Genomic DNA, 23,556 nt, shown 5'->3' on the forward strand with positions numbered 1-23,556 from the left:
TACTATGCTCGATTCATTTTGGTCGTAACAATTGCCTGAAACACAGAAAGCGATGTACTAATAAAAATATATAATGCAAGACCAGCAGAAAAATTTGCAGCAATTGCACCAAAAACAAATGCCATGCCTAGCATTGGCAGTCTTGATTCTTTGTTTCCCGGCATAGTTACCGCTTGGATCAACATCGCAAAAAATACCAAGAAAGGTAAAATGTAATACGGATCTTTTGCCGAAAGATCTTTAACCCAGAAAAATGGTGCATGATACAATTCAAACGAGCTATTGAGCAAACGACTAAGTGCTATAAAAACTGGCAACTGCAACAACATTGGCAAACACCCCCCAATACCAGGTAAACCATGTTTTTTTATTAATGCCGCCCGCTCTTGAGCTAGCCGTTCTGGATCACTTTTATATTTTTGCTGTAAATAAGCCAGCTTCTTCTTATATTCGGAACCTTTTTTACGCTGCTCATATGTATTGATGGTAAACGGAAACATTACAAGGCGCATAATAATAGTCAAAAGAATAATGGCAAGTCCGTAATTGCGTAAATAGCTATAAAAAAATTTTAAAACTTTAAGTAAGAACTTAGAAATAAAAGCAAACCAACCCGAATAGCCCAGCGTCTGCTCCAAACGCTGATCAACTGCTACCATAGCATTCTCTTCTTTTGGACCAAAATAAAACGAAAGCTTCCATGACGTTTGCTTGGTAATTTCAGAACTTTCTAAAATAGCAAACAGATCATCCTTGCCAGTTAACTTGTAATATGCTCGACTGGCAAAACCTTGAATATCATCAATAAGCACATGGATGAAGTAACGATTGTCTGCACCAAAAAATGATGGTGTGTAACGCCCTTGATTAAGATCAATACTATTTCTTGCTGTTCTCGTTATTGATCCTTGTGCATCATTCATCACTGCTGATACCACATCGTATTCACCAAGTTCTAGCATCCGAGGTGCAGAAAAAAACAACCGAGCCTCTAATGACTTATTAACTTTTGGCTGCACACCGATTTCCACATCAATTTTGTGTGTTTTTTTATGTATAGTAAACGTCTTGATTACCAAAGCTTGATCTGTTTCTGCCTTGTAAGCAAGCTTTACCGTCTCGTCATTGTCTTTTTTATTAGCTAAATTATAGTAATATGGTGTTTTTTCTCCAAGTGCTAATAAAAAACATCTTACTTCACGCTCATTTTCCGGAGGCGCAGCAACGGTTGTAATTGTTTCCTGCTGGCCATTTATTGCGCGCTTAAATAAAACGCTTTGCAAACATCCCCCATCAGTTGAAAATATATAACGAGCAAACTCAGTTTCAACAATTGTTTCTTGTACAGGAACAGCACGCTGCTCATCAAAAAAATCAACTTCTGTGTTGAGCGGCTTAAGCGTTTGTTTTGTTTGTGGTGCGACAAATGTTTGACCAGAAACAACCCCGGTTTCTTTTGAAATATTATTACCAGCATGGTTTATAAAAAAATACTGAAACCCCCACGTTATAACCAAAGCAAATCCTAATGGAAGCAATAAATCTTTAAACTTAATATTCATTCTCGGCATACCTCTTTCTCATAGATTAAAAAAAACCACACATTGAAACCGGCAATTCAAATAGGAATTATTTTTTGACGAACACCACATTTATGAAGTAATACAGTATCTGTTAAAGAGTAGCAAAGAAAAAGGTCTTGCGCCAGCACTAGTAATGAGTTATAACAACCTTGGAAAGCTTCAACTTCACCATCTTAAATGTATCGTCTTGATTTCTGGTATTAAAAAAGGAAGAGTATATGAAAATGGAAAAAAGACGTTTTAGAATAGGACAACTTGCCAAACATCTCGGTGTGGAAAAGTTTGTTATTCGCTTTTGGGAAAAGGAATTCAATCTTGTAACACATCGTTCTTCTGGCGGGCAACGTTTTTATGATGAAAAAGACCTAGAACAATTTAAAAAAATTAGAGAACTTCTTTATGAGAGAGGATTTACCATTGCTGGCGCACAAAAACAACTAGAAAAAGATCTGGTACCCATTACAGTTCGTCCTTCTATTAAAACAAATATAATAACTCCAGATAAACAGAACGTTTCAAAAGAACAAAAAGAATTGGAGTCACAACTTCGTAATTTGCAAAAACAGTTAGTAAAGCTCAGAGAACTCTTGTGAATATTCTTTTTTTACATTACCTTTACCTACACTATGTACAGAAAAAAAGCTCACATTCATTTTGTTGGTATCGGAGGCATTGGCATGAGTGGCATTGCCACGATTCTTGCTTACCAAGGTTATGAAATATCTGGTTGCGATACAGACTTGCAGCAAAAAACAATTGTAGACCTCAAGGCACTTGGTGCAACAATAGTTGAGGGTAATAACCAACTTTTGTGCCATCAAAATACTATTGACATCCTTGTTTATTCCTCTGCCATAAAAGCTAACAATCCTGAAATTATTGCAGCACAAAAACGTGGTGTTGCTACTATTGGACGAGCACTTATGCTAGCAGAGCTCATGCGCACAAAATACAGCATAGCCATTGCAGGATCACATGGTAAAACAACAACAACTTCACTTATTTCTCACATATTAATTAATGCACAGCTCGATCCAACCGTAATCATTGGCGGTAATTTAAAAAACATATCTACCAATGCACGACTTGGGCAAGGTGATTTTCTCGTTGCAGAAGCGGATGAAAGCGACCGATCATTATCACATTTGCATGCAACACTTGCCATTGTTACTAACATTGATTTAGAGCATTTAGAAACATATAAAAATTTAGAAGATATTAAACAAACATTTAAACATTTTTTAAATAATATACCCTTTTATGGAAAAGCAATTATTTGTATTGATGATCTCAATGTGCAATCACTTTTACCACTACCACACATACAGTTTATTAAATATGGTATAATATCACCAGAAGCTGATATTACAGCAAAAGACATCACTCTTTATCCTGAAAAATCAATATTTAGCCTCTGGGAACAAAAAAGTAACACTCTTGTGGGATCTATAGAGCTTACTATGCCAGGCAGACACAACATATTGAATGCTCTTGCTGCAATTGCCCTTGCACGAGAACTAGGCATTTCCTTTACCACTATTGCACGATCATTAAACACCTTCAAAGGTATTGAGCGACGTTTTAGCTACAAAGGCACAACATTTGCTGGTGCAGAAATTTTTGATGATTATGGGCACCATCCTAAAGAGATTGAATGCACGTTACTTACTGCAAGAAAACGCTCAAAGAAAAATCTTACTGTTGTTTTCCAGCCACATCGATACACTCGTACCCATAAACTCTGGGATATGTTTATCCAAACATTTCTAAACAGCAATATTGATAGCCTCATCATTACTGATATTTATCCCGCGAGCGAAGCACCCATTACAAACATTACAAGTAAAAAATTTGCACAAGCACTTTTACAGCATAATCCTCCATTTACAGTCACATATGTACCATACGAGTATGATTTCTGCTCTATCAAAAAAGAACTTATAAAGAATGTACAAAAAGACGACCTCATATTGCTCCTTGGGGCAGGTAAAATCAACCAACTCGCACAATATCTTGTTTGATAAAACCATTGCTATTGCTCATTGCCAATTTGTATATTTATCAAGAATAGGATAACTATATACGTGCAATGTTTAAGATTAGGGGAGTAGTGATGAAGAAAGGTTTAATTGCAGTGATCGCTATATGCGCGGTTATCGTAGGCCTGGCATATAAACAACCAGTCTCCGCACGCCGTCGTCGAGACAGAGATGGTCATTATTATTATTCTAACCGTGGAAGAAGAGCAGGTCTTGGACTCTTAGGTGGTGCTCTTGGTGGTGCAGCAATTGGTGGCCTTGCTGGTGGTGGTAGAGGTGCTGGTATTGGTGCCGGAGTAGGTGCAGGCCTTGGTTTGATCACTGGTGCTGCAAGCGGCAGAAAATATTATTATGCTGACGACGAATATTACGACGAAGAAGATGATGATTTCGAAGATGAAGAATATAATGAAGATGATGACGACCAAGAAGATACACAGAGTCGACCTTCAGTATTACGTAAAAAAGGATCATCTTCTAAATCAAAAAAATACTAAAATACGGATTAGTTTCGCTACACAATCTTTGAATACTTGACAAAAACATAAAATAACATAATTTTTTTGGGAAAGTGTGCTGATATAAAAAGGAGATATCGTGAAACAATCAATACAAAAACTTTTGTTTGCCATTTTTGCTGCTTTTGCCGGCATTGCATTCTTTGAGACAATTCGCGCAGCAAATTTTGCACAACGCTATGGCACTAATTCATACATTACTACACATCCATTGTATTTCAAAAAAATTGACGATCGTGGCCGCATTATCAGAATGGAACATACTAAGCATCCTCGCCGCGAAGAGAGAAAAATGCGCAACGAACACAAAAAAATGAAAAATGGTAAGAAAAAAATGAAGCACATGGTCAAACGTGATCAAGTACAACGTAACGCCACGAACATAAAAAAAATGTAATTTGCACATAAAAAATTGTTCGTGCAAAAACCCGGGGTTATCCCCGGGTTTTTTTATATCATATCTTGTTGACCAACAAATAGTACCAATTCAACTTTTTCATTTTTCTCAGGTCGAATTGAAACAATACACATTTTTCCTGGCCTATCAAATATTAGCAATAACTCTTTTCCTTCAAAACAATTTCGCTCTTGCCAACCAAGACACTCCATCTCTTTTTTATAAAACATTTTAAGTTCCTGTTGACTGTCAAATTTAGCATAATATCCGATAATGACCTTATTATTTTTATTATCTATACACGTAAAGCACTCAATAGGTTCCAAACCAAATGGAAGCGGAATATCAATTAATTTCGCTTCAAGTAAATCTTGTTCTAATACCATAGTAGCAGTTTCAAGATGTTCTTTAACTGGCGAAAGTTGTTGATCTAACTCTTTTTGTTTCCTAACGTTTTTTGAACAACTAGAAACAAATAATAGTAGGCAAAGTATAGTTACCAATCTTTTTATGCTCACCACCTACCTCCAGGATAATAAAAAATCCCGCCATTGCTTTAAAAGCCGGCGGGAAAAAGTATTATCAACACTTTTGACATTCTCTACTCTTTATTCTCGGTATGCTCTTGCACTTCTGGCTCTTCTGGAGCAGTAATATCGTTGGCATGAGCTTGAGCAATTTGATCTTTTTGTTGACGAGTTCTGACCAACTCTTGTACACGAGAACGCTTACCTGTTCGATCTCTCATATAGCCAAGATACGCACGACGCACTTTACCTTTGCTCACAAATTTAATTGACTCGATTAATGGAGAATAGTATGGATAAATACGTTCAACTGAAATACTATTTGCACCAATTTTTCGTACAGTAAATGTTTTAGACGCACCGTTTTCACTCATTCTGAGAACAAAACCCTGAAACACCTGCAAACGCTTTTTATCCCCCTCCTTAATCCATTGCGATACTGCTATTGTATCGCCAATGTTAAAATCAGGAAAATTACGCTCATACACACCCAATTGGTTAATTGTTTCCTTAGTAAGGCCTTTAGCTTTCATCATGCGTCCTATATACATCAAAATTGATCAATTTTTACGAAATTCTTTCTTTACTATACCCCAAATGAGGTTTTTTGCCAATTTCTAAACTAATTTTTGGTTTAATCCAAGCCAACGATCTAAAATAATTGCCACCGCAGACCTAACTGATAAGTGGTTAAAATCAGATAATCCAATTACTGGAACCAACAGATAATTACAACGTTCAAGCACCCGCTGAGCAAGTCCTTGACCAGTACCAAACAAGAATAGCACTGGCCTATCTTGCGCCCACACTTTCGTTTGATCATGATATGTAATAACTTGTTGATGTATACTTGTTTTTGCTGACGTTGCAATTAACAACGGCTTTTTGCCCTCTTTATGCTCAATTGCTTTAATAACTTCATCCAGAGATTCTTGTAGTATAACCTGTTTAACCGCTCTATGACGGCTGTAGTTATACGTTACTCCTACACCTTTTTGCCAGAAATCAAGTAGTGTACTAACTATTTTTTGCTGATCAATAAGTGGCGTAACAACAAAAAACTTTTTAATACCATATGTCTTCGCAGAACGGGCAATGTCATGTATATCAATTGAAGTTACCGACGTGGTACCTTCAATTCCCTCAGAACCAATAAGAACATCCGTATGCATTAGAGCAGCATAGTGAGACGGTATATATTTTGACGCCAGCGTCCTCTCTTGCTGTGTTGGCGCACTTGTACGCAACCAATCAAAATGACGCAATACCGTTCGTTTTGCCGCCTCGTCTCGTCGCCACGTAGCCATAGCAGCATGATTACCAGATCGTACTACTTCAGGAACCACATGTCCTCTCCACTCAACCGGCGCACAGTACTCCGGATAATCAACAAATGCACAAGAAAATGAGTCGTGCTCAACAGATGCCTGTTTACCAACAACACCAGGCACAAATCGTAGCAAACCTTCAAGCAACATCATTGCGGGTATATCACCACCCATTAATACAAAATCACCAACCGAAATTATTTCATCCGCATATTCTTGCTCAATTCGATCATCCATGCCCTCATAACGAGCAGGCAAAAGCATTATATGTTTTTTTTCAGCAACACGTTGCGCTATATATTTGAGTACATGTTGATTTAATTTTTTGCCATTAGGAGAGAAAAAAATTTTAAATGCATTCCCTTTTTCAGCCTCTTTTGCTTCAATTGCACGCTGAATAACCTCTGGCCTGATAACCATTCCAGCACCATGGCCAAAGGTTGGTGCATCAATTCGTTCTTTTGGAGATACAAACGAAAAAAGACTATCAACATTAACGTCAACAATCTTATTTTCCCGTGCTTTACCGATTAAACTTGTTTTCAGAAATTCTGTATACAAGCCTGGAAACGCGGAAATAATTGAAATATTATTCATGTACTGCTATTGTTTATCAGCTTTTTCGATATTTTCTTCTGCCACAAGTTGTGGTTGCTCAACTATAGCTTTCCTAACTGGGCCAGAAGCAATACCGTCACGCTTGAAACGCTTAATAATTTTCAGCGCAGATTCACTTGGCTGTGCGCCAACAGAAATCCATTTATCAACACCTTCTTGGTCGAATTGAATCAAACGGCTGTTGAGTGCATCATAGGTACCCAAATCTTGCAAAAACTTACCGTCTCTTTTCTTACGACCATCAACTGCAATAATACGATAAAACGGAACTTTTTTCTTACCAATACGCGATAGGCGAATTCTAACTGGCATGCACGTAATCCTTTATGAAAAACAATAAATAATTTACTTAAAAAGGTTGTTTAAAACCACCAAACTTCTTGAACAGCTTAACATATTGTTTGCTTTGTTCAAAGCGCTGTAACAATTGATTAACCTGTGATAGATCAACCCCAGCACCCATAGCAACTCTTTTTTTGCGAGATTTATCTAAAATAGACGGTCGGAGACGCTCTTTCGGTGTCATAGAATTTATAATAGCCTTGAAACGTTTCATCTCTTGTTCGCCTTTTTGAATCATCTCGGGGGACAATTTCAAACCACCCATACCCGGAATATATTTAAGCAAAGAGCTCATTGACCCTATTCTACCCATCATATCCATTTGGCTTGCAAAATCTTGCAACGAAAAGTTACCACTTATAAATGAACTATAAGCCGCTTCCTGTTCTGATTTTTTAATTGTTGCATCTGCCTTTTCTGCCAGACTCGTTAAGTCACCCATACCGAGTATTCTGCCAGCCATACGGTCTGGATGAAAGAGCTCTAAGTCTTCAACCTTTTCACCAATACCAATAAATGCAATTTGCTTTTTGAGTGCATAACGAAATGAAAATGCTGCTCCACCACGGCTATCACTATCCATTTTACTCATTATCACCGCATCAAAACCGACATGCTTTTCAAATGTTTTTGCAACATTAAGCGATTCCTGCCCTGTCATCGCATCAAGCACTAGTAGTTTATGCGTTGGCCGTACGCCTACATCAATTGCCTGCAACTCTTTAAGCATAGCGTCATCAACATGCAATCTACCTGCAGTATCAAGAAGTAATACATCATAATTATGCTGCTTTGCATATTTTTGAATATCTCGTGCTGCATACACCGGATCAGTTTCTTGTGAACGATAAAAATCGGCACCCGCTTGTCCTGCAATAATCTCCAATTGATCAATTGCTGCAGGACGATAAAAATCAACTGATCCAAGCAAAACTTTTTTGCTCTTATTTTTTTTATCTTTTTTAATCCAAAATGCTAATTTTGATAATGTCGTTGTTTTACCGGAACCTTGTAAACCCATAACCATTACGGTAGACGGAAACTGAAACTCAAATTTTTTCACTTCTTTTTGATCGCCTAAAAAATCCTTCAGTTGATCATGTACCACTTTCACAAGCTGCTCACCCGGCTTAAGAGCGGCAATTACTTTTTGCCCAATCACTTCCTTTTTTACATTTTCGATAAACACTTGTACTAAATCATATGGCACATCTGCTTGAAGCAATGCGTCCTGCACACTATTAAGAGCATCTTTAATATTTTTTTCTGTCAAACGACTACTATCACTGATTGTAGAAAAAATTGACGAGAGTTTATTGGTTAAAAAATCAAACATACGTTACTATGCCTTTATTGCTGATGTCCTGCATTGTATATCGAATATTATTCAATTTTTATTGTACCAAAAATAAGCATCTTTGTAAGCAAATAAAAGCTCGCTACTCAATCCTTATTGACTTAATGGTTTTCTAGCTACCGGAACCTTTACTTGCTTAGGAGCTGGTAACTCCACCGATTTAGCCGAATCAATAATTGGTTTGGGTAGAACCTCTTTTGTCGGTGATAAGTTTACTGGCTTAAATAGCTCAACAACTGGATCAATTGTCTGCTGAAAAAGCTTTATTATATTATTCCTTAGATTTTCGTCAATCTTAGTTTTTTTCAACGTATCTCCCGCACCCATCATGATTGGTACAGCAGAAAACCCAACTGCCATTATTTTATCTATCATCTCCTCATTCACCTCTTTAGGCCTCATACTTGAATCAGGATATTGAGCAGAATACATCGCCTCTAATACAACCAGCTCTTTTGCTTGCAACATTATTGGATAAACAATATTCTTTTCTACATCATTCAATTTAGCGCTCCAACCATTCATATACACATGTAGCAATTTTTGAAACTATCTTGCAGTTGTATTCCTGCATTTTTCACTTCTGGTAATTCTGACGCTTCCAAGGCAGATTTAACAATGCCACCAAAGAGTTCCTTTTGTTTATCGTTAAATAACTCAGCTTTTTCTCCAAGCTTTTTTTCTTTCAGACCCTCTTGCGCATATAACCCAACAAAAAGTATTGTCACTAAACCCGCTATTAATAATTTTTTCATACTACCATCCCTTACCTTTTGTATTATTTTAGCTTACCTTACGTATTTTATCATAACCAATAATATAGCCAAATTGCAATAAAAAATTCTTGCCGCAAAACAAGGTGCAATATATTATTTTTTCATAATTTTCTTACTATCCATTTAAGATTAAGAAACAATCAAAAACTCTATATTTTTCTATACAAAAAAACCCACAAGTCTTATACTTAAAGGTATTATGGCACATAAACAAAATACACCTACAAAAATACATAAAAAAACTCTTATTTTAGGCATACAAGCGCCGTATAACTCTATTGCAAACATAGATTCATACTTTGAAGAGTTTACCAATTTGGTTAAAACCAATCGAGTAGTATATGATAAAGAATTTTTTATTAAGCTTAGAACGATTGATTCTACGTATTTCATCACTAAAGGTAAACTCGAAGAAATAAAAACATTTTGTGAACAAAATAACATTGAAGAAATCATTGTTTCAGAACCACTTACCGCACAGCAAGAGCGTAACATAAGCGACATCCTTGATTGTAATATTTTAGATAGAACTGGGTTAATTTTGCAGATTTTTGAGAAAGCTGCTCACTCAGCAGAGGGCAAAACTCAAGTTGGTATTGCTATGTTACAGTATAAAAAAACACGCATTGCTGGTAAAGGTGTTTCTATGAGCCAGCAAGCTGGGCATTTTGGTACACGTGGACCTGGTGAAACAGCAAAAGAAAAAGAATTACGCCACATTAATAACAATATTTTAAGATTAAGACGTCAACTTGCAGTCATGCATAAAGCACGTGAAACACAACGCAAACGTAGAATAAATGCGCAAGTACCACATATTTGCTTGATTGGTTATACAAACGCAGGTAAATCTACAATCTTAAATGCATTAACTAAAAGTAATGTCTATGCACAAGATCAACTTTTTGCAACACTTGATACTACAACACGTGAATTATATATTGATGGGCAGAAAAAAGGCTTACTGTCTGATACCGTCGGCTTTATTCAACTGTTACCTCATCAATTGATTGAAGCATTTAAATCTACATTGTCAGAGCTACAGTATGCCGATTTATTGTTGCATGTTGTTGATGCATCAAACCCAAATTTTCCTGATCATATAAAAGTAGTACAAGATATTTTGACTGAATTAAAAGTAAATAAACCAATACTTTATGTTTTCAATAAAGCAGACAAAATCATAAACAATACTCGTTTTATGGAAGATATTATTCCATATATGCCACGGGTTATTGTAAATTCCCTTTCAAAAGAAACGTTACAAGAATTAAATGATTTTCTTGCATCTTGGCAGATAACGGAATAATCTTCTACCCAACATAGCCTATTGTTTTTTCCATTAATTGGGTATAAGACTATATAGGTTTTGCGTTTATGCGATGTTCTTGGTAAGCATATGTTGGCAATAGTGTTTTTTAACCCTTTAAAAATTAAAAGGAGTTCTTTATGAAGGGCTTATCACTGTTACTCACAATCACTGTCTTGTGCTTCTCGATTATTAGCACAGCAAGGTGTATGGATGAACGAGATGGCATTGTTCAAACTAATAACAAGCATAAAACCAGTCTAGCTAAAAGCACCTCGCAAATTCCAACTACAGTTATCCATGCTGCTGCTGTGATAAAATCATCTAGTATTGATTCTAATATTGATCTGCATTTAAATGATGCAATTACAGCCCGTAGAGGTAGTGCAACTGGAAAACCTGCAATCAGAAATTGTCAGCAGCATGATCAACATGATCAAGAAGAAGTTATACCAACAACAAAGAAAAAAGAAAAAAATAGTGAGTGGATTTCCATCAAAAATGCGCTCTGCGAACGTCTTATTAAACAAAAAGACTCAATTGATCAACAAATCACTGAATTAAAAAAGGCAGAAAAACAAGAATCTCCGAATTTCATTACTCTATCGCAAAAAGCTAAAAAAGTAACAAAAGAACTGAATATACAAAAAAGAGACTTGGAAAGAACAGCAATTATTTACAGAAAATATAACGCTTCAAATGAAGAGATAGTAAAGTTACAAGAAGAATGGGACATTACAAATCACAATATCACTGATGTATTAGATAGTCGAAATAATATTACAGAATTACTTATTTACAATGCTCACATTAAAATTTCAGAACAAGAGGCAAGGATAGAAGAACGAAAAAATATCAAAAATCTAGTCGACCAACAAAATGATAAGGAAGATAAACAAAAAATAAATCGGTTACTCGCAGTTGCAGAATCTGCACTTGATGATTATAAGAAAAATTTTACTAAAGCCCTCGAAGAAAGAGTAGAGTTTCTCAAAGAAATAGAAAATTCAACTCTTAATAATATAGATAAACGCTGCATAACAGAAGAAATAAACACACTAAAAAAAGAAATCGCAATTACTAATCAAAAAAGTGAAACTATTGATTCAATAAAGCTACCAACACATATTCAAAACCTAGATCTTGGTGCATCTATAGCATGGAACCGAGATATTTTTGATAAAAAAAATAAGTTAAAAGAAACAGAAAGTAGCAACTTCATTAAAAGACACTTCAACCTCGAGAAGGATAAAAAAAAAGCTATTGACGCCTGTGAGAAGGCAAATGTTCAATATCTCAAGAGAGCTAAAAAACGCAAAGAATCTGGTGATGCAGAAGGAGCAAAAAAAGACAGAGAATCTGCCGCTGAGTGCAGAAATGAAATAGATCGTATAAATGGAAATGACCCTTGTGCAAAAAAATTAATCACAAAAGAAAATTTGCATGCAACTGCAGCAAAGCACAAAGAAGCTATGGCCAGAATACGCAATCAAGACAATCAAATAACTAAGCCTAATAACACAATTATGCCGCTAAAAAAAGAAGTTGCTGTACCAGTAAGCCTCAACGATAGTAATAACATAGAAAATAAAGGTAGAGGCCTACTTGGTTGGGGAACTTGGATTGGTTTATAAACCAAGCTTACTTTTATATATGAATTATCTGAAAGCCTCGTATTTTTACGGGGCTTTTTTTATAGTTATTAACTTTCGCCAATTACTTTGAGTCTGTTTTACATTCCATCTTTTTTTTAGTATTACTGTGCTCAATCTCACAACACATACCACAAAAAAGGAATATTCTCATGAAACAACTTCGCTTTTTCGCCTTTTTTTTAATTATATTTTTGCCTTATACATACTATACAAAAATATTTACACAAAACTTTGAGCAGCTTTTTGCCCATGCAAATGATTATTTCCGCAAAAATGATTTTGAACAAGCCATAACATATTATCAAAAAACATTGGCGTTAAACCCACGTTGCCATCAGGCATATTTTAATTGTGCGTTAGCACTTGCACAAAAAAATAGAGTTAATGAAGCAATACATTGTTATCAACATGCTATTCGTCTACACCCAGGCTATGTAAAAGCATACATTCACTTAGGCAATGCATATAAAAAATTAAAACAGAATGATAAAGCTGAGAATGCCTATAAAAAAGCATTAGAAATTGACACGAAAAGCGCTGAAGCGCATCTTTGTTTAGCACGTATACTCAACGAGCAAAGTAAATTTGATCAGGCTCAGGCATGTTTTGAACATGCTGTTAAACTACAGCCTAAAAATGCCAACACCCTCTTGGAGTTTGCTAATTCACTCAACATGAATAATAAAACAGAAAAAGCACTTGAAGTGTATAATCAAATTATTGAACTACAACCTCGCAATATAGCAGTACTGTATAATATCGCTTATTCACTTAAAAAAATTGGCAAAATAGAAGAAGCTATAACGTTGTATCATAAAGTACTTGCTATGAAGCCAGATTATGTTGAAGCACATTTTGGTAAAAGCATGGCACACCTAATTCGTGGAGAATTTAAAGAAGGTTGGCCAGAATACGAATGGCGCTGGAAGCGTGACGATAAAAAACCTCGTGTTTTTGAGCAGCCGCTCTGGGATGGTACTAACTTGAATGGCAAAACAATATTGTTACACGCAGAACAAGGTTTAGGTGATACATTGCAATTTATTCGTTACGCACAGGTATTAAAAAGAATGGGCGCAACAGTAATATTTGCATCCCAGTCACCTTTAGTTACCCTGCTGCGTACATGTTGCCCATATATAGATAAAGTAATTGCTTTGCATGATCATTTACCTTATTTTGATACACACGCACCCCTTCTTTCGTTGCCCTATATTTTAAACACAGTTGAAAAAACAATTCCGAACAATATTCCATACATTCATCCCAAAAAAGAACTTGTAGATTATTGGAAAAAAGAATTAGCCCCTGATACCAACTTTAAAATTGGTATTTGTTGGCAAGGAAATCCAAATTATAACACTCATTTTTTGCGTACTGCTGTTGCTGCCAAATCACTTAATGTCAAAATGTTTGAACCACTCATGAACTTACCGGGCGTAACAGTGTATAACCTACAACGTATGACTGGAACAAAACAAATAAAAAAACTTGCTCCCGATTGCACACTAGTAACCTTTGGTGACGATTTTGACAACAAAAACAACAATGGTCACTTTATGGATACTGCAGCTGTTATGCTTAATCTTGATTTAGTTATTTCGGTTGACACTGCTACCGCTCATCTTGCTGGTGCACTTGGTGTTCCAACATGGATTTTAATTCCTAATCCTCCTGACTGGCGCTGGATGTTAGATAGACCTGATACACCATGGTATCCAGAGAATATGCGTTTATTCCGTCAGCCAACTATTGGTGATTGGAAAACAGTTATTCAAACCATTGTTGATAAACTACCAGACTATATAAGACTTACAAAAAAAAACAAAAAATCTCATTGCTTACTACAAAAAACAGAACATATCTCCGCAGAAATTTCAGTTGGTGAATTGATTGATAAAATAACAATATTACAAATCAAAAATAAAAAAATCACAAATGCACAAAAATTAAAAAATGTTCGCATAGAACTTGAAAGTCTAACTGAGACACGCAATGCAAAAATTCCACACTCGGAATCAATGGTATCGTTAACCGAAGCACTTCTTGATATTAATAATACATTGTGGGATATCGAGGACGACATTCGTGATAAAGAACGCCTCAAAGAATTCGATAATGATTTTATACAACTTGCACGTAGTGTATACTACATCAACGATAAACGTGGAAGAATTAAACGAGCAATAAATGAGCTATGCAGCTCTCATTTTGTTGAAGAAAAACAGTATGCACGTTATTAGTTTTTTTATATTACTGTGTAGTAGCATCTGCGCAGCAACTGACTCTTTTAAAGAATACTTTCAGCAAGGAACTCATTTTTTTTATCAAAAAAAATTCAATAGCGCACTTGAATATTATGAAAAAGCACACGAGCTTAACCCCCATAATGCACAGACTCTTTTTAATATAGGTATCGTTCTAAAAACACAGAAAAAATGGGAACTCGCCATTGAATATTTTAATAGCGCAATTGAACAAAAAAAAGATTATGCAAAAGCATATTTTTATGCTGCAGAAAGCTATAGACATTTAAACAATCACAACAAAGCACTCGCTTTCTATCAACAGACAATCAAATATGCACCAGAATGGTTTGATGCATACAAAGAAGCCGCACTATTATACAGAGAATCTAGTAACTACAAAGAAGCAATTACCTGCTTAAACAGTGCATATACAGTTCTCATTAAAAAAAATCCATCGATAACTCAACTGATTGATCTTGCACATCACTTAATAACACTCGGACAAACAGAGCAAACTATCACACTGTATAATCATATTTTGAAAATAGATCCAAATAACCCACAAATATTATATAACAAAGCATATACGTTAAAAATAGCTGGCAAATTAGACGAAGCCATTACGCTCTATCAACGGGTACTTGAACTAGAACCTGATTACGAACACGCACACTTTGGCCTCGCCATGAGTTATATAACAAATGGTAACTTTGACGCTGGATGGCCCTATTACGATGAGTATCTTAGACGCGTCCATAACACTGCCGAAAGATTACGTAATTTTTTGAGAAAAAAAACCATAAAAGGAAAAAAAATATTATTGCAGTATCAAGGTGGTCTTGGTGACAGCATTCAATTCATTCGTTATGCACAAATATTAAAGGAAATGGATGCAACAGTGTTGGTTTATATACAAAAACAACTTATCCCCCTTTTTTCTAACTGCCCATATATTGATCAATTGATTCCTTCTGGTAGTGCTTATCCAGAAAGAAATGCTCATGCCAGCTTGATGTCACTACCTTGTATTTTTAGGTCAACACAACAGACACTGCCCAACAACGTCCCATATCTTTTTCCCGATCAACAACTCGTTAAATACTGGAAAAAAAAAATAAAAGATGATACCAATTTTAAAATTGGTATCTGTTGGCAAGTAAATATGCACAACGATTCATCACGCTATCCCATCGCACGCCGTGGCATACCACTTGAACATTTTTATGCACTAGCAAAGCAACCTGGCATCACGCTATATAGTTTGCAACGTCACGATGGGCAAAAAGATTTAGATAATCTTCCTGATGATGTACACATCATCTCTTTTGATGATCTAGACACTGAAAATGGGGCATTCATGGATACAGCGGCACTTATGCAACATCTTGATGTAGTTATTTGCCCAGATACAGCTATTGCTCACCTTGCTGGTGCGCTAGGAATTCCCGTTTATGTACTACTACCATATCAGAGCGATTGGCGCTGGCTTTCTGGCAAATCTTATTCCCCCTGGTATCCAAGCATGAGAGTATTTAAACAGGAAAAGCCTTTTGAATGGAAATCGGTGTTTAAAAGGGTTTTTCAGAGAATTTCTCACATTATCCATGATCCTCTCTAAACAAATCTCTTGAATAAACGTGGTAAAAAATATCAGAAACCAACGAAATAAATCATATTCGATTGGAAGAACTTCTAAAAAAATATATCTCTATATCATCTGATAATCAAATTTCACAAAATGATCAAAACTGGTTGAAAAAACGACTTGTTGGTAAACTTATGAAAAAAATTAAACTCGATTTTGAGCAAAAAAACTAAGCGGTATTTATCTGATGAGTATGTCCTCATTCAAATGCATAATAGATAGAATAATACACTGTATGAATAGAAAAGGAAAATACCACTGCCCAAAAAATTCTCCTATGTACTAAACGAGCACAACCGCTATACGTTTTTTTTATTTTCATATATAATAAATACTACTTTACTGGGCGCTATATGACTGCATTTATGCGCCAAGGTAATTTGCTAATTGAAAACATTGCATTAATCGTAATATCGAAAAGAAAAAAATGAAAAAAAATATGGTAATCAGCTTACTTTTATTATTTTCATTATCACACGTAACCTGTGCTCATGGCATGGAAGAAGATAAAGTGGCAGAAATTAATGAAGTGGAAGAAAATAATTATTCAGAAGAGTTGGGCGCCGTAAATTCATATGATATGCATAACACCACAGTTAATTTCAATACAGACTGCTATGCACAACAATCTAACAACTCAATCTATAATAAACTACAAGAAGCTGGTATTGCAATTGGTAAAACATTTTATAAGCACCCAATAGCCTACACAAGTATTCTTGGTGCAAGCGCAGTTGCTTCTACAGTTGGTGCCTACTACTCATTAAAAAATCATAATGTATATGCTGCATTCGCCTCTGGTATTGGCATGCTATTTACAATTGGCAGTATATCACCGGGTGTATTTGCTAGAAAAAGCGACATTACTTCAATAGAAAAAAACCTCACTAATAGTTTGAAAACTATGCATAATGAAAATAAACAATTACACACGAAGATACGCGAACTTGATAATCTAAGTACTCTTATTAAAACACTAAACACTAATATTAAAACACTAAACACTAATATTAAAACACATAACAATAGTAGAAAAACAATATGCAGTAATTTAACGAATAACGTTAAGAACATTATTGATAATATCGATATTAAAACAATACAAAATGACTCTGATAATTGTCCTTTATTTTTTGAGACCATCAAAAAAGAGATTTACAATTCACATAGTTGTTGTAATCCAATTTTTCAGTATAATGAAGCATCTCAGACGTTTATTAAACTAATTCATGACACACTAAATTCTATATGCAAAATTAAACAATTTTTTGATTCTGCAAACGACAAAGCTCAGTCAATAGTTAGTTTATATAACACTAGTAATCCAACACATATTATTGAAAAACTTTCTTATACATATACGGAACTTATTCCATTGGGCATCCGGCTTGCAAAAGCACTTATCAATAAAAGAGAAAAAAACAACAATTGTTACAGATTAATCTCTCTCACTGAAGTACATAATTTTTATGAACAAGACAAAAAATTGGCTGAGATGTATCATGCAAAATTAACCAATATATCTAACCAATTTTATAATTTTTACAACGAACACATAAATTCTACATTTAAAAAAGATAACATCAGTTATATTAAAACAAGTGAGATAAATACTTTAATTGAAACCGCAATCAAAAATACGTTTACCTCTAAATATTCTTCCAGCCGAGACTCTTGAAGTAATTCTATAAAAATTCAAAAAAGATACAACACCTATTGACCACAATATTAAACTACGTAATATTATCAGTAATAATCAGTAATGAGGCACCATGAAATACGTAACAAGAAACTTTAAGTCACTATTTATTTTCATATCATTTTTTGTAAGTACATTTTCTTATCCAGTATTATATTCTGAACATCAGTCATACGATCAACTATTACAAGCTAGTGCAACTCATTTAAAAAAACAGAATCTTGATGATGCACTGTACTATCTAAAAAAAGCCATTGCCGTACGTCCAGAAGGAAATCAATCAATTCGTGATTGTGCCGTTATATTATTTCAGTTAGGTAATGAGTTTTTTGATCACAAACAACCAAAAAAAGCAATTGAAGCATTTAAAACAATTTTGATTATGGCCGGCAATTTTGCTGCGGTTTATCACAATATTGCTTTTACTCTAGCAGAAAAATGTGGCCGCTATAGAGAATCCATTGAATGGTATCGCACTGCGTTAGAACATGATCCTAATAATGTTGCTACTCATTTTTGTCTAGCGCTTTCACTATTGGCAGTTGGTAAATTGCATGAAGGATTTGAAGAATATGAATGGCGCTGGTTACGTGACAAAAAAAGTCCTCGGAATTTTACATGGCCCTTAGATAAGTTATGGAACGGCATAGAAAATGTACAAGGCAAACGTATTTTATTACGTGTTGAGCAAGGGCTTGGCGACACACTTCAATTTATCCGCTATGCACAACTATTAAAACACGACGGTGCAATAGTCATTGCTGAAGTACAGCGACCACTTATTGATATACTGGCTTTATGTGATTACATTGACGAGCTGATAGTGATTGGCTCTCCAATACCAGCATTCGATCTACAAATTCCAATGTTAAACTTACCTTCTGTATATAAAACAACACTGGAAACCGTTCCTGCGCATATACCATATCTGTTTGCAGACAAAAATCTAGTTGCATTTTGGAAAAAGCAATTAACACATAATACTAATTTTAAAATAGGCATTTGCTGGCACGGAGATCTTGCACACAGTACAGATAAATTTATGCCGCTTAACATGTTCGCCCAATTAGCAGATATACCTGGTATCAGTATTTATAGTCTGCAACGTTTTAATGGATTAGATCAATTAAAGACTTTGGAAAACAAACAAATAATTCGTTGTTTTGATGACACTTTTGATAAAAACCAGGGCCGTTTCATGGACACAGCAGCTGTTATAAAAAATTTGGATTTAGTCATCACAGTCGACACTTCAATTGCTCATTTAGCTGGCGGTTTAGGGGTACCAGTTTGGGTTGTACTGCCTTTTCCTGCCGAATGGCGTTGGCTAGAAGACAGAGATGACAATCCATGGTATCCAACTGCAAGAATTTTTAGACGAAAAGAAATTGATACATGGCAATCCGTCATGGATAAGATATACAATGAGTTACGCATAATACTTTCGCACTAAAAAGCGATACACATGTATAAACATATAGACGAACATCATACATATACAAAAAAAATATATACCTTTTCACTTATTGTATTTGTGTTTTCAGTTTGCGCAGGCTTTTGTTCACAATACTTTTGGCATGCATACCGTAAACCATTCACACCACATATCGATCCATTACAACAGGAATTAAATATTGGTATTACATATATTCGCTATGGCCAACAGCACAATTTAAAAAATGATCCTGAAAAAGCAAAGAATTATTTTTATAGAGCACACAACCATTTTGATAATGCATTACAAATAAAACCCAACTGCCCCCAAGGACATTGTTACAAAGGCATCACATTCCATCAACAATGCAAAAATAAAGAGGCTCTTGATGAACTCAAAAAAGCCATCGAACTGAATAAAGGATATGGCAAAGCCTATTTCAACCTAGCCAATATATTAGTTGAAGAAAAACAATTTGATCAAGCAATCAATCTGTATAAACAAATACTTAGTCAAGAACCCAGCAATGAAATTCTACAAACACAACTCAATAAAGCATACATTGCACGTAGCAAATATATTGCACAACAAAAACCACTACCGAAAAATAATAAAGAGACAATAATATGAAGTATATTTTCAATCGTACAGCATTCTTCTTTTTTTATTTTTTGTGCTCACTAACCCATTTTTTTTCTCGTACGGTAAGCATCGAAGAAATTAATAATACCATTCAACTTTTACACAAACGCGCCGAGCAATATTATTTTAATCGGCAATTTGATAGTGCAATTACATTGTATAAAAAAATTATAAAAATAGACCCAAATATTTCTTCTGCTCACTGTAACATAGGATTTATTCTAGCTACTTGTTATAAAGACTTTGAACAAGCAATCAAATACCTAAAAAAAGCACTTGAGATAAAACCAACTTATGCAAAAGCATATTTTTTTCTTGGAAATGCACTACACTCAATAAACAAAACTGATCAAGCACTTATTGCTTACAACCAAGCCCTCATACACAATCCTGATTATAAAGACGTCTATCCGCTTTATGCACGTGCACTATGGGAGCATTATAATTTTACCAATGCACATGAAGCACAACGGTATATTTCTGAATGTGCTTGTAGCAAACAACTTGCATATTACGTCGGCAAACTATTTGAAAGAAGTGGCTACGTAGAAGATGCGATACAACTGTATCAGGAAGCACTTGTAAAGCCTTTTGACATAGAGATGATACAACATGATATGCAAAGCGCATACCATAAGCAGCTTGAAATACGCCACCAACTTCAACACTACTACCAAGATATTATTATCAATAACATAACCGTAAGCTCTGGTAACAAAAAATGCCACGAGCGCTATCTAACAATACAGAAAATACTAAACCAATATAAACGTCCAATCACCGTTCTTGATTTAAATCCACAACAAGGTTATTTTTCATTCCGTATTGCTCATGATTATAATGCAACATGTGTAATGTTAAGTTCTGACAATAGCCTTGTTTCACTATGTGAAAAAAATGATTTAGTCAATGGCTGCGTAGTCCTAGCAAAAAATATTACAGCCAAAGACCTACAACGGTTAAGTGAATGCGAGCATTTTGATGTTGTTCTCGCATTGGATGGCACTATTGCATGGTTCGAAAAGGACCATGAACTTATTTTCGAACTCATAAAAAAACTTGGTGACCACATTATCATCGAAACACCATTTGTTGAAGTATCCAGTTATACAAAAAGCTACTTGGATTTGACCTCACAATATATTGTACGCAAGGGCAGCATGATGATACATGAGACTAGTCTTCAAAAATCTAAGTACGATAAGCCATATGCCCACTCACACATGTATCTTTTAGAAAACCCACGTAACACATTAAAACGAACTCATTGGACACGAGGTCATCAAACAGATGAGTATCGCATTGAGAGTACATTTGAAAATAAGTTTTTGTTGAAATATCCTGATTGGTCAAAGCACCAGTGGATCAGAGGCATTAATTTACTCACCTTTGTAATGCTTGAAGGCTCCTATCCAACACGTCCACATATTGCTCAACAATTAAATAATGTAAAGCAAACTCTACGAGACATCGGTCATACAGATATACGAATATGTAACTTCATCATCCAAGGAAATAATATTGCTCCAATCGATTGCGATGACCCACGCGGCAACACACCAAAAAATCCAGACATTTCGATTGCACAGATTATCGATCAACTATACATGAAACCGAATGATTTATATGGGCTTGTTTCATAACAAAAACATTCTCTACAGCAACAAGCTTCATCTTATACTCGCATTCAGTATGGTTTTTTCCGCATTGTTTACTTTATCGCAAGATCATCTTGCATATATACGCAACATACGAGAATGCGGTGATTACAAAAAAGCAATAACATTATATAAAAAACTATTAGATAGCCAATCATACAGAACTGCTGCACACATCGGCCTTGCACAAACATATCTTACACTTGGTAACTTTGAAAAAGGCTGGAGAGAATTAGAATGGCATTTAGGCAAACCATGGAAATCAACACAAGACTTTAAAAGATATATTACAAACCATGCGCGACTGAATAACAAAATTATATTACTACGGGCAGAATGGGGTATTGGCGATTCAATTTGGATGTTACGTTATGCACAACTTCTTAAAAAACGTGGTGCATATATTATTTTTGCACCAATTCACAACGCACTTATTCCACTTTTAAAACAACAACCATACATCAATGAGATTATTCCGCCCGGCGCTCTTTTGCCATCCTTTCATTTCCAAGCGCCAATATTGATATGAAAAAATTTTTTATACTATTTTTAATTACCGGTCACCCTTACTGTTCTGTACAAACATATAATATGCAAAATGAGATTAATCATGCATATAATTTTATTAAAAATCATGACTACAAAAATGCATATTATCTGTATAAAAATATAATTATACACTATCCTCACAATATTAATTTATTGTGTAATGCTGGTTTTGTAGCAAAACGCGCCGGCCATTGGAATGACGCTCAAAAATATTATGAGCAGGTTTTAAAACTTGAAGAAAATAATGCACAAGCACATCGAGCTCTATCGCATATCTATTTAGCACAAGGTAATTTTGAGCGTGGTTGGACCTCATATGAATACAGATGGATAAACCCACCACATTACAACAGAGATTTCGAAAATTTTATTAAAAAAAACAACAACCTCAAAGACAAAAAAATTTTACTAAAGGGTGAATATGGGCTTGGCGACACACTACAATTTATTCGCTATGCCTATGTGCTAAAACAACGTGATGCATACGTAATTGTTGAATGCCAAAAACCATTGGTAAAACTTTTACAATTATGTCCATATATCGATAAAGTTATTCAAACAGGAAATAAATTACCAAAAACTGACTTGCAAGCACTGATAATGAGCATGCCACTTATTTTTAATACCGTTTTAGAAACAATTCCAATATATATACCGTATTTGTATGCGGATAACCAATTAGTAGAGCTGTGGCATGAAAAAATTAAGTATGATACAAACTTTAAAATTGGTATTTGCTGGCAAACAGATATGCATAAAAACTCAAGTAACGCACAAGCACACAAAGATTCGCTGGCAAAATCAATTCCGCTCAGCTTACTTGCAGAGCTTTCACAACTCAACAATGTAACACTCTATAGTTTGCAAAAGATTAATGGAATCGAACAACTAGAAGTATTACCGCAACACTTACCTGTTATTTCATTTGATAATTTTGACGAATCACACGGCCCCTTTATGGATACTGCAGCACTTATCAAAAATCTTGATTTAGTTATTACTGTTGATACATCTATTGCGCATCTTGCTGGTGGTCTTGGCACACCTACATGGATATTATTGCCGCATCAAGCAGATTGGCGTTGGCTATTAAACCGCTATGACTCACCGTGGTATCCAACCATGCGCTTATTTCGGCAACCAGAAGCTGGTGATTGGTACACAGTTATGAATAGTGTTAAGCAGGCTATTATAAGTCTTTTCAATTAAACTCGTGCAATAATTTTACTC

22 protein-coding genes are annotated in these 23,556 nt (G+C 35.1%); 14 read left to right on the forward strand and 8 right to left on the reverse strand.

What is annotated here, in order from left to right; translation table 11 throughout:
- Positions 1-2 precede the first annotated feature (2 nt).
- Positions 3-1,562: a membrane protein insertase YidC gene (gene yidC, locus KC460_01405; GenBank protein ID MCA9770009.1), complete on the reverse strand. Its 1,560-nt coding sequence runs from the start codon at positions 1,560-1,562 to the stop codon at positions 3-5.
- Positions 1,563-1,801: 239 nt separating this feature from the next.
- On the opposite strand from yidC, the gene KC460_01410 reads away from it, so the two are divergent.
- From KC460_01410 to KC460_01425, 4 genes are all read left to right on the forward strand, one after another.
- Positions 1,802-2,176, forward strand: coding sequence for a MerR family transcriptional regulator (locus KC460_01410; GenBank protein ID MCA9770010.1), 375 nt, complete (start codon positions 1,802-1,804; stop codon positions 2,174-2,176).
- Positions 2,177-2,209: 33 nt separating this feature from the next.
- On the forward strand, positions 2,210-3,604 hold the full coding sequence (locus KC460_01415) for a UDP-N-acetylmuramate--L-alanine ligase (GenBank protein MCA9770011.1): 1,395 nt from the start codon (positions 2,210-2,212) through the stop codon (positions 3,602-3,604).
- Positions 3,605-3,696: 92 nt separating this feature from the next.
- Positions 3,697-4,119, forward strand: coding sequence for a hypothetical protein (locus KC460_01420; GenBank protein MCA9770012.1), 423 nt, complete (start codon positions 3,697-3,699; stop codon positions 4,117-4,119).
- 100 nt (positions 4,120-4,219) lie between these two features.
- Positions 4,220-4,537: a hypothetical protein gene (locus KC460_01425; protein ID MCA9770013.1), complete on the forward strand. Its 318-nt coding sequence runs from the start codon at positions 4,220-4,222 to the stop codon at positions 4,535-4,537.
- A gap of 53 nt (positions 4,538-4,590) precedes the next feature.
- Here KC460_01425 and KC460_01430 read toward each other — a convergent pair whose 3' ends face one another.
- The 7 genes from KC460_01430 to KC460_01460 form a co-directional block, all read right to left on the reverse strand.
- Positions 4,591-5,055 (reverse strand): hypothetical protein, encoded by a 465-nt coding sequence (locus KC460_01430; protein ID MCA9770014.1) that lies wholly within the window; start codon positions 5,053-5,055, stop codon positions 4,591-4,593.
- An 83-nt stretch (positions 5,056-5,138) separates the two neighbouring features.
- The gene (rplS, locus tag KC460_01435; protein MCA9770015.1) at positions 5,139-5,597 is read right to left on the reverse strand and encodes a 50S ribosomal protein L19; all 459 of its coding nucleotides are present in this window, start codon (positions 5,595-5,597) and stop codon (positions 5,139-5,141) included.
- A gap of 84 nt (positions 5,598-5,681) precedes the next feature.
- Positions 5,682-6,989, reverse strand: coding sequence for a tRNA (guanosine(37)-N1)-methyltransferase TrmD (trmD, locus tag KC460_01440; GenBank protein MCA9770016.1), 1,308 nt, complete (start codon positions 6,987-6,989; stop codon positions 5,682-5,684).
- Between the two features lie 6 nt (positions 6,990-6,995).
- The gene (gene rpsP / locus KC460_01445; protein ID MCA9770017.1) at positions 6,996-7,322 is read right to left on the reverse strand and encodes a 30S ribosomal protein S16; all 327 of its coding nucleotides are present in this window, start codon (positions 7,320-7,322) and stop codon (positions 6,996-6,998) included.
- A gap of 37 nt (positions 7,323-7,359) precedes the next feature.
- Positions 7,360-8,688, reverse strand: coding sequence for a signal recognition particle protein (gene ffh / locus KC460_01450; protein ID MCA9770018.1), 1,329 nt, complete (start codon positions 8,686-8,688; stop codon positions 7,360-7,362).
- 114 nt (positions 8,689-8,802) lie between these two features.
- On the reverse strand, positions 8,803-9,213 hold the full coding sequence (locus KC460_01455) for a hypothetical protein (GenBank protein ID MCA9770019.1): 411 nt from the start codon (positions 9,211-9,213) through the stop codon (positions 8,803-8,805).
- Positions 9,214-9,230: 17 nt separating this feature from the next.
- The gene (locus KC460_01460) at positions 9,231-9,464 is read right to left on the reverse strand and encodes a hypothetical protein (GenBank protein MCA9770020.1); all 234 of its coding nucleotides are present in this window, start codon (positions 9,462-9,464) and stop codon (positions 9,231-9,233) included.
- 220 nt (positions 9,465-9,684) lie between these two features.
- Between KC460_01460 and hflX the strand changes: the two genes are divergently transcribed.
- The 10 genes from hflX to KC460_01510 all read left to right on the forward strand — a co-directional run bounded on the left by hflX (position 9,685) and on the right by KC460_01510 (position 23,535).
- On the forward strand, positions 9,685-10,794 hold the full coding sequence (gene hflX / locus KC460_01465; protein ID MCA9770021.1) for a GTPase HflX: 1,110 nt from the start codon (positions 9,685-9,687) through the stop codon (positions 10,792-10,794).
- 140 nt (positions 10,795-10,934) lie between these two features.
- On the forward strand, positions 10,935-12,428 hold the full coding sequence (locus KC460_01470) for a hypothetical protein (protein ID MCA9770022.1): 1,494 nt from the start codon (positions 10,935-10,937) through the stop codon (positions 12,426-12,428).
- Between the two features lie 170 nt (positions 12,429-12,598).
- Positions 12,599-14,692 (forward strand): tetratricopeptide repeat protein, encoded by a 2,094-nt coding sequence (locus tag KC460_01475; protein MCA9770023.1) that lies wholly within the window; start codon positions 12,599-12,601, stop codon positions 14,690-14,692.
- Positions 14,679-16,316: a tetratricopeptide repeat protein gene (locus tag KC460_01480; GenBank protein MCA9770024.1), complete on the forward strand. Its 1,638-nt coding sequence runs from the start codon at positions 14,679-14,681 to the stop codon at positions 16,314-16,316. The genes KC460_01475 and KC460_01480 overlap by 14 nt, the downstream gene beginning before the upstream one ends.
- 454 nt (positions 16,317-16,770) lie before the next feature.
- Entirely contained in the window at positions 16,771-18,021 is a 1,251-nt protein-coding gene (locus KC460_01485) for a hypothetical protein (GenBank protein MCA9770025.1), read from the forward strand.
- 94 nt (positions 18,022-18,115) lie between these two features.
- Positions 18,116-19,495 carry a glycosyltransferase family protein gene (locus tag KC460_01490; protein MCA9770026.1) on the forward strand — a complete coding sequence of 460 codons (1,380 nt, stop codon included), beginning with the start codon at positions 18,116-18,118 and terminating at the stop codon, positions 19,493-19,495.
- Positions 19,496-19,507: 12 nt separating this feature from the next.
- Entirely contained in the window at positions 19,508-20,107 is a 600-nt protein-coding gene (locus tag KC460_01495; protein MCA9770027.1) for a tetratricopeptide repeat protein, read from the forward strand.
- Positions 20,104-21,762 carry a tetratricopeptide repeat protein gene (locus KC460_01500; protein ID MCA9770028.1) on the forward strand — a complete coding sequence of 553 codons (1,659 nt, stop codon included), beginning with the start codon at positions 20,104-20,106 and terminating at the stop codon, positions 21,760-21,762. The genes KC460_01495 and KC460_01500 overlap by 4 nt, the downstream gene beginning before the upstream one ends.
- Before the next feature lie 49 nt (positions 21,763-21,811).
- Complete coding sequence (locus KC460_01505; protein MCA9770029.1) at positions 21,812-22,306, forward strand: tetratricopeptide repeat protein; 495 nt, start codon at positions 21,812-21,814, stop codon at positions 22,304-22,306.
- Positions 22,303-23,535, forward strand: coding sequence for a hypothetical protein (locus tag KC460_01510; protein MCA9770030.1), 1,233 nt, complete (start codon positions 22,303-22,305; stop codon positions 23,533-23,535). Before KC460_01505 ends, KC460_01510 begins: the two co-directional genes overlap by 4 nt.
- The last annotated feature ends 21 nt before the right edge of the window (positions 23,536-23,556 follow it).

The sequence above is a fragment of the Candidatus Dependentiae bacterium genome, assembly GCA_020431705.1.
Classification (GTDB): domain Bacteria; phylum Babelota; class Babeliae; order Babelales; family Vermiphilaceae; genus JAGQHQ01.